This window comes from Tsukamurella sp. TY48, from assembly GCF_019656655.1.
Lineage (GTDB): Bacteria > Actinomycetota > Actinomycetes > Mycobacteriales > Mycobacteriaceae > Tsukamurella > Tsukamurella strandjordii.
On record NZ_BPMV01000001.1, the window covers coordinates 299,572 to 311,730 of the forward strand.

General features: G+C 70.5%; 12 protein-coding genes. 2 read left to right on the forward strand and 10 right to left on the reverse strand.

Annotated features, from left to right (window positions below; all coding sequences use genetic code 11):
• The first annotated feature begins 7 nt into the window (after positions 1–7).
• Positions 8–796, forward strand: a complete 789-nt coding sequence (locus TTY48_RS01430; protein ID WP_220655818.1) for a GTP pyrophosphokinase family protein — start codon at positions 8–10, stop codon at positions 794–796.
• Between the two features lie 42 nt (positions 797–838).
• Here TTY48_RS01430 and TTY48_RS01435 read toward each other — a convergent pair whose 3' ends face one another.
• The 9 genes from TTY48_RS01435 to TTY48_RS01475 form a co-directional block, all read right to left on the reverse strand.
• Positions 839–2,704 carry an acetate--CoA ligase gene (locus TTY48_RS01435; protein ID WP_220655819.1) on the reverse strand — a complete coding sequence of 622 codons (1,866 nt, stop codon included), beginning with the start codon at positions 2,702–2,704 and terminating at the stop codon, positions 839–841.
• A gap of 37 nt (positions 2,705–2,741) precedes the next feature.
• On the reverse strand, positions 2,742–4,139 hold the full coding sequence (locus tag TTY48_RS01440; RefSeq protein WP_220658402.1) for a class II 3-deoxy-7-phosphoheptulonate synthase: 1,398 nt from the start codon (positions 4,137–4,139) through the stop codon (positions 2,742–2,744).
• A gap of 27 nt (positions 4,140–4,166) precedes the next feature.
• Positions 4,167–4,643 (reverse strand): polyadenylate-specific 3'-exoribonuclease AS, encoded by a 477-nt coding sequence (locus TTY48_RS01445; protein ID WP_220655820.1) that lies wholly within the window; start codon positions 4,641–4,643, stop codon positions 4,167–4,169.
• An 11-nt stretch (positions 4,644–4,654) separates the two neighbouring features.
• On the reverse strand, positions 4,655–5,365 hold the full coding sequence (locus tag TTY48_RS01450) for a 1-acyl-sn-glycerol-3-phosphate acyltransferase (protein WP_220658403.1): 711 nt from the start codon (positions 5,363–5,365) through the stop codon (positions 4,655–4,657).
• A gap of 98 nt (positions 5,366–5,463) precedes the next feature.
• Entirely contained in the window at positions 5,464–6,426 is a 963-nt protein-coding gene (locus TTY48_RS01455; RefSeq protein WP_220655821.1) for an ROK family protein, read from the reverse strand.
• Positions 6,423–6,917 (reverse strand): hypothetical protein, encoded by a 495-nt coding sequence (locus tag TTY48_RS01460; RefSeq protein WP_220655822.1) that lies wholly within the window; start codon positions 6,915–6,917, stop codon positions 6,423–6,425. The genes TTY48_RS01455 and TTY48_RS01460 overlap by 4 nt, the downstream gene beginning before the upstream one ends.
• The gene (locus TTY48_RS01465; RefSeq protein ID WP_220655823.1) at positions 6,910–8,121 is read right to left on the reverse strand and encodes a hypothetical protein; all 1,212 of its coding nucleotides are present in this window, start codon (positions 8,119–8,121) and stop codon (positions 6,910–6,912) included. The genes TTY48_RS01460 and TTY48_RS01465 overlap by 8 nt, the downstream gene beginning before the upstream one ends.
• Positions 8,121–8,582 (reverse strand): SRPBCC family protein, encoded by a 462-nt coding sequence (locus tag TTY48_RS01470; RefSeq protein ID WP_220655824.1) that lies wholly within the window; start codon positions 8,580–8,582, stop codon positions 8,121–8,123. Before TTY48_RS01470 ends, TTY48_RS01465 begins: the two co-directional genes overlap by 1 nt.
• Positions 8,575–8,985, reverse strand: coding sequence for a hypothetical protein (locus TTY48_RS01475; RefSeq protein WP_220655825.1), 411 nt, complete (start codon positions 8,983–8,985; stop codon positions 8,575–8,577). The genes TTY48_RS01470 and TTY48_RS01475 overlap by 8 nt, the downstream gene beginning before the upstream one ends.
• A gap of 148 nt (positions 8,986–9,133) precedes the next feature.
• Here TTY48_RS01475 and TTY48_RS01480 point away from each other — a divergent pair, with 148 nt between their 5' ends.
• On the forward strand, positions 9,134–10,939 hold the full coding sequence (locus tag TTY48_RS01480) for a long-chain fatty acid--CoA ligase (protein WP_220655826.1): 1,806 nt from the start codon (positions 9,134–9,136) through the stop codon (positions 10,937–10,939).
• Positions 10,940–10,996: 57 nt separating this feature from the next.
• Here the strand turns inward: TTY48_RS01480 and TTY48_RS01485 are convergent, their stop codons facing one another.
• Positions 10,997–12,127 carry a glycosyltransferase family 4 protein gene (locus TTY48_RS01485; RefSeq protein WP_220655827.1) on the reverse strand — a complete coding sequence of 377 codons (1,131 nt, stop codon included), beginning with the start codon at positions 12,125–12,127 and terminating at the stop codon, positions 10,997–10,999.
• Positions 12,128–12,159 lie beyond the last annotated feature (32 nt).

Sequence of the window (12,159 nt, forward strand, 5' to 3'; positions counted from 1 at the left end):
TGACGCGATGAACGCCGAACCCGCACCGTCGGACCCGTTCGGGCTCGGATTCGTCCCCGATCCGGAGATGTTGGCCACCGCCCGCCGCATGCGGGACCAGTTGACGCGGTTCCTGATGGAGTACCAGTTCGCGGTGGACGAGGTGCTGACGAAGGTGTCGATCCTGCGCGAGGAGTTCGTGCAGTTGCATCGATACAACCCGATCGAGCACGTGACCTCGCGGATCAAGAAGCCCGAGAGCATCGTCAAGAAGGTGGGGCGCCGCGGGATCGCGGCCGATCTGTCGCTGATCCGGGAGGCGATCACCGATATCGCCGGCATCCGGATCACGTGCAGCTTCATCGCCGACACCTACCGCGTGCTGGAGACCATCACCGCGCAGGACGATGTGCGGCTGATCGTGGTCAAGGACTACATCGCGAACCCGAAGCCGAACGGCTACAAGAGCCTTCACGCGATCATCGAGATCCCGGTGTTCCTCTCGACGGGGCCGGTGCACGTTCCCGTGGAGCTGCAGATCCGCACCATCGCGATGGACTTCTGGGCCAGCCTGGAGCACAAGATCTACTACAAGTACGACCGCGCCGTGCCGCCGCGCCTGGTCGACGAGCTGTCCGCCGCCGCGGCGATCGCAGAGCAGTTGGACAAGCGGATGGAGCAGTTGCACACACAGGTGCACGGGGGCACCGGCACCGAGCGCGGCACCGAGGACGACGACGCGGCGACGGAGCTGGCCGGGAACGAGTTGCTGCGCCGCCTGCTCACGCTGGCCGAACGGGCGCCGACGGACCGGTGAACGTCCGATCGGATTCCTCCGATCCTGCGCCCTGCTGCAGCGCTAGCCACGCAGGATCCCGCGCAGATCCTCGAGGACGGCAGGGTTCTCGATGGTCGACGGGACGGCCTCGTCGCGACCCTCGGCGATGGCACGCATGCTGCGCCGCAGGATCTTTCCCGATCGGGTCTTGGGCAGCGCGGTGACGATCGCGACCTCGCGCAGCGCCGCGACGGCGCCGATGGTCTCGCGGACCCGCTGCACGATCTCGGCGCGCACCGTCTCGTGGTCCCAGTCGGCGCCGGCCTTGAGCGCCACCAGCGCCCGCGGCAGCTGCCCCTTGAGCTGATCGGCCACACCGATCACGGCGCACTCGGCGACCGCGGGATGTCCGGCGATCGCCGCCTCCAGCGCACCGGTCGAGAGCCGGTGCCCCGCAACGTTGATCACATCGTCGGTGCGGCCCATAACGAACAGGTAGCCGTCCTCGTCGAGATAGCCGCCGTCGCCCGTGAGGTAGTTCCCCGGGAAGGCCGTGAGGTACGAGTCGATGTACCGCTCGTCCGCACCCCACAGCGTGGGCAGCGTGCCCGGCGGCAGCGGCAACGAGATCACCACGGCGCCCTCGGCGCCCGCGGGCACGTCGTTGCCGGCATCGTCGACGATGCGCACGCCGTAGCCGGGCACCGGGACCGTGGCGCTGCCGGGTTTGACCGGCATCGGCTCCACGCCGCGCAGGTTCGCCGCGATCGGCCAGCCGGTCTCGGTCTGCCACCAGTGATCGATCACCGGCACGCCCAGCTTGTCCGACGCCCACTCGTAGGTATCGGGATCGAGCCGCTCCCCCGCCATGAACAGCGTGCGCAGGCTCGACAGATCGGACGTCGCCACGAACTCGGCGTCCGGGTCCTCCTTGCGGATGGCCCGCAGCGCAGTGGGAGCGGTGAACAGGTTGCTCACGCCGTGCCGCTCGATCACCCGCCAGAACGCGCCGGCGTCCGGCGTGCCCACGGGCTTGCCCTCGTAGACCACGGTGGTGGCGCCGATCAGCAGCGGCGCGTACACGATGTAGCTGTGGCCCACCACCCAGCCCACATCGGAGGCGGTCCACCACACCTGCCCGGGATGCGCGTCGTAGATCGCGCCCATCGAATAGGACAGCGCCACAGCGTGTCCGCCGTTGTCGCGGACCACGCCCTTGGGCTTGCCGGTGGTCCCGGAGGTGTACAGGATGTACAGGGGGTCGGTGGCCTTCACGGCCACCGGTTCCGCGGGCTGCGCCGCCGCAGCCCAATCGTGATCGCGTGGGCCCAGTTCCGCGGTCAGCTGCGGCCGCTGCCACACCACCACCGCGTCCGGCTTCGCGGCGGCCGCGTCGATCGCCGCGTGCACGATGGGCAGGTACGGCAGCACCTTGCTGCCCTCCAGGCCACAGGACGCGGTGACGATGACCTTCGGCTGCGCATCGTCGAGCCGCGCCGCCAGTTCGGGCGCGGCGAAGCCGCCGAAGACCACCGAGTGCACCGCCCCGATCCGGGCGCAGGCGAGCATCGCGACCACGGCCTCGGTGATCATCGGCAGGTAGATCACCACCCGATCACCCTTGCCCACACCGAGATCCGCGAGTACACCCGCGAACTTCGAGACACGCCCCAGCAGCTCCGTGTAGGTGAGCGTGTGCACCTCGCCGGTGATCGCGGAGTCATGGATCACCGCGACCTGATCGCCCCGTCCCGCCGCGACGTGCCGGTCCACCGCGTTCACGCAGGTGTTCAGCTCCGCACCCGGAAACCACCGGTACAGCGGCGCATCCGAGGCGTCCAGGACCTCCGTCGGCGGCGTGATCCACTCGATCCGGCGCGCCTGCTCCGCCCAGAACCCGGACGGGTCGGTCATGCTGCGGCGGTACTCGTCGGCGTAGGAACCCATACCGCGACCCTATTACCCGCGGGTGCGGGCGCGCGGGCTATCCGCGGAGCATCTCCGCGACCAGGAAGGCCAGCTCCAGGCTCTGCTGCGTGTTCAGGCGCGGGTCGCACGCGGTCTCGTAGCGGCCGGCGAGATCGGCGTCGGAGATGTCCTGCGCGCCGCCGAGGCACTCGGTGACGTTCTCGCCGGTCAGCTCCACGTGCACGCCACCCGGGTGCGAGCCGATGGCCCGGTGCACCTCGAAGAAGCCCTGCACCTCGTCGACGATGCGATCGAAGTGGCGGGTCTTGTACCCGGTGGACGACTCGTGGGTGTTGCCGTGCATCGGATCGCACTGCCAGATCACCTTGTGGCCGGTGGCCTCCACGGCCTCGACGATCGGGGGCAGGGCGGTGCGCACGTTGCCGTTGCCCATCCGCGAGATCAGCGTGAGGCGGCCGGGCTTGTTGTGCGGGTCGAGCCGCTCGACGTACTCCACGGCCTGCTCGGGCGTGGTGGTGGGGCCGATCTTGACGCCGATCGGGTTGTTGATCAGCTCCATGAAGGCGATGTGCGCGCCGTCCAACTGGCGGGTGCGCTCGCCGATCCACAGGAAGTGCGCCGACAGGTCGTAGAGCACCTGCTGGGCCTCGGGGTCCTCCGGGTTGTCGGCCAGGCGCAGCAGCCCGCGCTCGTAGTCGAGCACCAGCGCCTCGTGGCTGCTGAAAATGGTGGCGGTCTTGAGGTTCCGGTCCTCCACGCCGCAGGCGGCCATGAACCGCAGGCCGCCGTCGATCTCGGCGGCGAGCGCCTCGTACCGGGCGCCGGCGGGCGAGTTCGCGACGAACTCGCGGTTCCACTCGTGCACCTTGTGCAGATCGGCCATGCCGGAGTTGGTGGTGGCGCGCACCAGGTTCATCGCGGCGGAGGCGTTCGCGTACGCGCGGATCAGACGCGAGGGGTCGTGCTTGCGGACGGCCTCCTCCGGCGGGAAGCCGTTGACCATGTCGCCGCGGTAGCTCTTCAGGCCCAGGGAATCGGTGTCCGAGGAACGCGGCTTGGCGTACTGGCCGGCGATCCGGGCCACCTTCACCACCGGCATCGAGGCGCCGTAGGTCAGCGCGACGGCCATCTGCAGCAGGGTGCGGATGTTCGCCGAGATGTGCGGCTCGGTGTTGTCGACGAAGGTCTCGGCGCAATCGCCGCCCTGCAGCAGGAAGGCGCGCCCCAGGGCGACCTCGGCCAGCTGGTCCTGCAGCGACTGGATCTCCGGTGCCACGCAGATCGGCGGCACCGATTCGAGCACGGTGCGCATCGCGTCGGCCTGCTCGCGCGGCCAGCTCGGCTGCTGCAGCGCCGGCTTGGCCAGCGCATCGTCGAGGCGCTCACGCAGGTCACCCGGAAGCGCCGGGAGCTTGGGGAGGGTATCGATGGGGACGTCGACGGTCCAGTTCACAGCCACGTGAGAAAGATTACGCGCCGCTCATCCGCCCATGATCGCCCGGTACTTCGCCAGGTTGTGGCGGGCGTCCGCGAGCGCATCGTGGGCATCGGCCGGCGCCGGGGGCAGGGCGGGCCGGCCGCGCTCGTCCCACAGCTGCTTGAGTTCGCGGGTGAACCGCGGCATCGACCGCGGCAGCGCCGTCATCGGGCCCCAGAGCTGGCACAGCGCCACGTGGTCGTACGCGGCCACCCAGGCCCACAGCTCGATATCGCCCGGCGCCGCGGACAGGAAGTCGAAGACCCCGTCACGGATCGCGGCACGCGAGCCCCAGGACTTGCTGGCGGGCGGCGGCAGCTTGGGCAGGACGTTCGCCCGCACCCAGGGGCCCGCCGACTCGGGATCGAACTCGGTGGAACACGCGTAGAACTCCCGGCCGTCTTCACCGACGATGCCGATCGAGACCAGCTCGATGGTCTTTCCGTCCTCGATGAATTCCGAATCGTAGAAGAAGCGCATGAGGGTGGACGCTACGCGGCGCCGGCCACGCGCTCCTCGCCCGGCACCACGACACCGTCTTTGACGTCCTGGGCGTACACGTCCACGTAGGCCTGGCCGGAGAGCTTCATCAGCTCGTACATCACCTCGTCGGTCACGGCGCGCTCGATGAAGCGATTACCCGCCATCCCCTCGAACCGGGAGAAGTCGAGCGGCTTACCGATGCGGATCTGCACCCTGGTGGGGCGCGGCAGCGTGGTGCCGGGCGGGTTGAACTTCTCGGTGTCGACCATCGCGACGGGGATGATCGGCACCCCGGTCTCCAACGCCATGCGGGCCATGCCCGTCTTGCCCTTGTACAGGCGGCCGTCGGGACTGCGCGTGCCCTCCGGGTACAGCCCCAGGAGGTGCCCCTGCTCCAGGGCGCCGACGCCCGCATCGAGGGCGTCCTGCGCCGCGCTGGCGCTGCCGCGGACGATCGGAATGCTGCCGACGGACGAGAAGAACCACTTCTTGAACGCGCCCTTGAGGCCCTTGCCCGTGAAGTACTCGCTCTTGGCCAGGAACTTGATCTTGCGCGGCACCATGAGCGGCAGGAAGAACGAATCCATCACCGCCAGATGGTTGCTCGCGAGAATCGCCGCGCCGTCCTTCGGCAGGTTCTCCAGGCCCACCACGCGGGGGCGCCCGAACAGACGCAGCAGTGGTCCGATGAGGACCCATTTGAAGACCATCCACCACATGTCGCGCAGCTCCCGTTCGCGGTCGATCGTGTTCTCGCCCACTCTACCGGTGTTCGCGCACCCCAACCCGGGGAACGTCGGATTTGCAGACGCGCGAATCAGTGCTCCACCAGCGGCGACAACGCGTCCCGGGCGAGCGCCGCGGCGCCGAGCATGCCGGCGCGCTCCCCCAGCTCGGTGGCCCGGATCCGGGCCTTGCGCCGGTACTTGGCGCCGGTGAGGAGCGCGGAGTAGTGATCCCGCGCATCGTCGAGGAACAGCCGCGAGGAGGCGCCGACGCCGCCCGAGACGATGATCAGGTCGGGATCGAAGACATCGCTCACCATCGCCAGGCCCACGCCGAGCCACTTGGCGAGGTCGGCCACCGCCTCCTGGGCCACGGGATCGCCCGCCTCGGCCGCCGCGGCCACCTTGCGCCCGGTGAGGGATCCCGGATCGTCGGCCAGCTCCCGCGCCATGAGCACGCTCTGCGAGCCCTGCGGCCCCATCAGGTCGATCGCGGTCTCCACCAGCGCCGTGCCGCTGCAGTAGCGCTCCCAGCAACCGGATTTGCCGCAGTCGCAGGGCCTTCCGTCCGGCACCACCTGCAGGTGACCGAGCTCCGGGGCCACACCGAAGGCGCCCCGGTAGAGCTGCCCGTCGATCAGCAGCCCGCACCCGATGCCGGTCCCCAGCGCCACCACGCAGGTCACCGTGCTGCGCCGCGCCGGGCCGAAGACGTACTCCGCCCAGGCCGCCGAGTTCGCGTCGTGCTCCATCACCACGGGCATGCCGATCCGCTCGGTCATCTCCGCCGGGACGGCCGCGTTGCGCCACGGCAGGTGGGGCGCGAAGGAGACCTTCTGCCGGGCGGGGTCGAGGAAGCCCGCCACAGCGAGACCCACCGCGCCCACCTCGTGCTCCACGCACAACTCCTGCACCAGCCGGTCCAGGCACTCCTCGAGCGCGCGGGCGCTGCGCGGGGTCTGCGCCCGCGCCGTGTCGACCACGGTGCCGTCCTCCGTGACCACGCCGGCCCGCACCGACGTCCCCCCGATGTCGATGCCGATGGTCTGCGTCATTCGTCCTCACCGTTCGGGGATGCGGGCGTGGGCGGTTCGCCGGGCAACTGCACGTCGATCCGTTCGTAACCGGTGTGCTGGGACGAGGGCGACGGTGCCGCGACCGGACCGTCGGCCGGGGTGACCGGGCCGTCGGGCGCGTCGCCGCGCACCGTGGCCAGGTAGTCGGCCGCGACGGCCGCCGCGGTGGTCCGGGCGCTGCCCATCAGTTCCTCCGCGAGCTTCATCAGGTCGGCGAGCACCTCGTCGGCGAAGGCGCCCAGCGAGCGCGCGGCCTCCTCGGCGAAGGGCTCCACGTTCCGGGCAACCGCACCGCCCAGGGCGCACAGACGGCAGCCGCCGGGCTCGCCCTCGGGGTGCGCCGCGTGCTCGGCGAGCGCGGCCGAGAGCCACGGCCGCGCGGTCTCGAACAGGCGCGTGGCGGCCGCTGCGAATTCCTCGGACGAGAACGAGGAGAAGTCCGGGCCGGCGCCGGAGGTCTCATCAGGCACGAGGCCACACCTCCGGATCGGGGGCGAAGGTCACGCGCAACTCCCCTTCCGTGTAGGTAGCGCCTGCAACGACGCAACGGCGCAACACAGACGGTAGCCGCATTCGCCGCCGCACACCCTGCGCATCGACGAGGAGGTCCTCCTCGACCCGCCCGAGGCCGATCGTCGCGGGGTCGACCAGGGGCATCTCCAGCGCCCATTCGTATCGGACGTCCAGGCCCTCGCCGCCGCTCCGGCGGACCTCGGGGACGGGGCCGGGCGGACCGGCGGGCCCGGACAGGATGCGCGCGGCGTCCCAGTCGAGCGCGGCGGCGTCCGCCGCATCCCGGACGGGTCCCTCCGCCTCGGTGACCTCCAGAACCGGCCGCGCGATCGCCTCGCCGAGGTCGGCGGCGGCCTCACGCGCATCGTCCTGGGATGCCACCGCGGCGGCCACCAACTGCACGGCCGGATGCGGAAGGTCCAGCGCGAAGCGGTCATCCACCTCCAGCAGCCGGTTGAGCACCAGCGCGGCCGGACGCAGGCCCAGCACCTCCAGGGCCGCGATCTCCTGGCGCGTCCGCGCGGGCCGGCCACCGTCTCCGGTGAGCGCGTAGACGAGTTCCAGGCGCGACCGATCGCCCACGAACGCCGCGAGCTGCTCGGCGAGGCCCGCGAGCGGTTCCACCAGCAGCAGCCCCGCGAGCGAGCCGGTGGCCCGCCCCGTCGGGCCGGAGAGCCGCACGTGGCGCGGCCACACGCGCTCCAGGTGCGCGGCCATCGACGACGGTGCCGTGAGCAGCGAGACCATCGCGTCGAACGCGGGGCCGTCGACCACCACGGTGCGGTACTCCCCGGACTGCGCGTGGCCCCGGATCGCCCGCAGCGTCAGCAGGTGCTCCGCATCCGCGAGGCCGGTGAGCTCGGGCGCCTCCAGCACGAACGGGTCGAAACCTGACGGGGCCTCGTCCTCGCCGCTGCGTCCGGCCCGCACCGTGGACGACAACGTCTCCCACCACTGCCCGAGCAGTTCGACGGGGTTGAGGTGCACGTGATCGAAGGCGCCGGAGCCGTCCGCCACGAGCGGATCGACCACGCGCCCCAGCGTGACCAGGAGGGTGCGGCCCGACAGTGCGGCGCGTGCCGCCAACGCCGTCGCCAGCGTGGTCCTTCCCGTCCCCCCGGCGCCGGCCACCAGCAGTACGCGGGCGGCGTCCCCGGACATCAGGAACCGGCCGCCCGGTCGCCCTCGACGTGACGCTTGAGCTCCTTGAGCGCGGTATCGGTGATGGCCTTCTCGGCCTTGCGCCGCAGCATTCCCAGCATCGGGATCTGCAGCGTCACCTCGAGCGTGTAGGTGACCGTGGTGCCGCCGTCCGCGGTGGGCGTCAGGTCGTACCGTCCGTGCTGGGTGCGCTGCAGGGTGCTGGCCGCGAGATCCCACTCCACCGACCGGCCGCCGGGCGCCCAGGTGTACTCGAGCTCGTAGGTGTCCCGGAGGAATCCCTCCTCCAGTACGAACTTGACGCGCTTGGGCTTACCGTCGGCGGTGGTCTCGAGAACCGTGACCTCCCGTGCGGCCGAGACCCATTCGGGGTAGCGGTCGAAGGCCGAGATCGCCGCCATGATCGGCTCGGGCGGCGCATCGATGACGATGGACTCGCGGGTCCGGTCGGCGTCAGACACCGCTCACCTCCGGCACCGCGGGGCCACCCAGGACGCGGCCGTCCTCGGCGGTGAACTTCAGGTCGAACATCACCTCGTGCCCGCGGACGCGGCGGGCGGCCACCTCGGCGACGATCTGCTCCGGCGTCATCGGCGCGGCCGGCTCGGCGTGCAGGAAGTAGTGCACGAGGCTGCCGTCCAGGTGCGGCTCGATCCAGATCTCCGAGGTGCCCACCACGGGGCCGGCCACCTGCCAGCGCAGGCCCAGCGCGCCCCGGTCCTCGGTGAGCGTCAGTCGCAGATCCGGGAACCAGCCGCGCCACCGCTGCGACCCCGCCATAGCGGCTGCCACGGCGCTCGGATGTGCGGCGATGAAGGCGACGTCGGCCACTTGGATGGTGCTCACCACACAAGCTTCACACATCCGGCGTCCGGGCGGACGGTGCCGGGTCCGCTTAATCGTGCGAAGCCCCTCGTTCACCGACGGTCACGGCGGTGCGAGGGCCCTCCGTCGCCGTTTTCCACCGGTGTAAGGTTCACCACATACCCACCGTTTGCGACCCGGAGGATTCGTGCGCGAGATATCTGTCCCCGCCAACTTCACCATCGACCCGGATGCGTCCACGGTGGACGTCGTCTTCGACGTGGCCCGCACCGATCCGCAGAGCGTGCGGATCAAGCGCCTGGTGGGGCAGGACTGGGTGCCCGTCACCTCGAAGCAGTACGCCGAGGAGATCCTGGGTGTGGCCAAGGGACTCATCGCGCAGGGCGTGCGGCCGGGCGACCGCGTCGCACTCGTCTCCTCCACCCGCTACGAGTGGCCGCTGATCGACTTCGCCATCTGGGCGGTGGGCGCAGTGACGGTTCCCGTGTACGAGACCAGCAGCTCGGGCCAGATCGACTGGATCCTGCAGGATTCCGATGCGGTGCTCATGGTGATCGAGGGCCCGAAGCAGGCCGCCGAGGTGGCCGAGCTCAACGGCAAGCTGCACAACGTCAAGCGGGTCCTGCAGATCGACGCGCCCGAGGGCGAGCAGGGAGCCGTCGCGGCGCTCACCGCCGAGGGGGCCGAGGTCACCGAGGATCAGGTGCACGCGGGCCGCGCCGGCGTGAAGGCCGCCGACCTGGCCACGCTGATCTACACCTCAGGCACCACCGGTCGGCCCAAGGGCTGCGAGCTGACGCACTCGAACCTCATGAGCGAGGCCGAGGCGATCCTCACCTCCCCCTTCGGCGACGCCATCCGCGGCGGTTCGAACGTGATGTTCCTGCCGCTCGCGCACGTGCTCGCCCGCGCCGTGAACATCGCCTGCTTCAAGGGCGGAGCACTGGTGGGCCACTTCAACGACACCAAGAACCTGGTGCCGCAGTTCGCCATCTTCAAGCCCACGCTGATCCTGTCGGTGCCGCGTGTCTTCGAGAAGGTCTACGCCTCCGCGCAGCAGAGCGCCGTGGACGGCGGCAAGGGCAAGATCTTCGACGCCGCCGCGCAGACCGCGATCGAGTACAGCGAGTCGCTCGACAACGGCGGCCCCGGGCTGGTGCTCAAGGTCAAGCACGCCGTCTTCGACAAGCTGGTCTACGGCAAGCTCAAGGCCGCCCTCGGCGGGAACTGCAAGGTCGCGATCTCCGGCGGCGCCCCGCTCGGTGCGCGCCTGGGCCACTTCTTCCGCGGCGTCGGCGTCACCGTGATGGAGGGCTACGGCCTCACCGAATCGACCGCCGCGATCACCGTGAACGTCGAAGGCGCACAGAAGATCGGCACCGTCGGGCGTCCGCTCGCGGGTCAGGCCGCGAAGATCGCCGAGGACGGCGAGATCCTGCTGCAGGGCTCGGTGGTCTTCCGCGGGTACTGGCAGAACGACGAGGCGACGAAGGCCGCGCTCGAGGACGGCTGGTTCCACACGGGCGATCTGGGCTCCATCGACGAGGACGGTTTCCTCTCGATCACGGGCCGCAAGAAGGAACTCATCGTGACCGCGGGCGGCAAGAACGTCTCGCCCGCCGGCCTCGAGGACGCGCTGCGCGGCAACCCGCTGATCTCGCAGGCCATGGTGATCGGTGATGCGCAGCCCTTCATCGCGGCGCTGATCACGATCGACCCGGAGGCCTTCCCGCAGTGGAAGACCGCGAACGGCAAGCCGGAGTCGGCCACCGTCGCCGATCTGCGCGACGATCCCGATCTCAACGCCGAGATCGACCGCGCCGTGGCCGTGGCCAACGACACCGTCTCCAAGGCCGAGGCCATCAAGAAGGTGCGCATCCTCCCCGAGGACTTCTCCGAGGAGACCGGTGAGATGACGCCGACCATGAAGGTCAAGCGCAACGTGGTCGCCCAGAAGTACGCCGACGACATCGCCGAGATCTACGCGAAGTAGGTAGCTGGTACGAGGAGTGCCCCACCGGATTCCGGTGGGGCACTTCTTCGTTCGCGGTCAGTACGGGCTGAGCAGGGTCTGCAGGCGGTGGCCGAGGCGGCGCCAGTTGAAGTGCTCGCCCACCAGCTCGCGGCCACGGGCCCCCATGGCGGCGGCACGATCGGGATCGGCGAGCAGCCCGGCCACGGCATCGGCGATCGCGTCCACATCGCGTCCCGGCACCACATGACCGGACTCGCCCTCCCACACCGTCTCCGGCGCACCCCCGGAATCGCCTGCCACGACCGGCTTCCCGGTCGCCGACGCCTCGAGGAAGACGATGCCGAGGCCCTCCACGTCGAGCCCGGCGCCGCGGGTGCGGCAGGGCATCGCGAAGACGTCACCGAGGTTGTGATGCCCCGCGAGCTCATCGGCGGCGACACCGCCGGTGAAGATCACCGCGTCCTCGACACCGCTGCCGGCGGCGAGCTTGTGCAGGGTCTCCGCGTACGGCCCACCACCCACGATCACCAGCTTCGCTCCGGGCACCCGGGCCCGGATCTTCGGCAGGGCCCGAATCAGCATGTCCTGCCCCTTGCGCGGCACCAGCCGCGACAGGCACAGCACCACAGGCTCGTCGTCGGCCAGGCCGTACCGGCGGCGCAGTTCCGAGCGGGCGGCATCGTCGGGCTTGAAGACCTCGGTGTCGACGCCGGGCGGGAGGTGCTCCAGCGCGGCCTGCGGACCGAACGCCGAGGCGAACCGGCCGCGGGTGTACTTGCTGACGTAGGTGATCACGTCGGTGGTGTCGCCGATGCGGCGCAGGCACGCCCGCGAGGGCGGCAGCATCGACCAGCCCACCTCGTGACCGTGCGTGGACGCGACGGTGCGCTGCGCCCCGGCCGCTTCCAGCGGCGCCGCGAGCAGCGCGAGTGGGGCTGCGGCGCCGAACCACACCGTCTCGATGTCGTGGGCGCGCACCAGCTCCCGCGCGCGACTGAGCGCATCGGGGCTGGGGATCAGCAGCGACGTGGGGTGGCGCACCACCTCGAAGTCCTGCGCCGCGTCGTACTCCTCGCTGCCGCGCCACCGCGAGGCGTACACCACCAGCTCGTCGGCGGGCAGCTGCGAGACGAAGGCCTGCAGATACGTCTGGATGCCGCCGGGGCGGGGCGGGAAGTCGTTGGTGACCAGCAGCGTGCGCGGCATGGCTCAACCGTACTGGCGGCGTGCCCCGGACC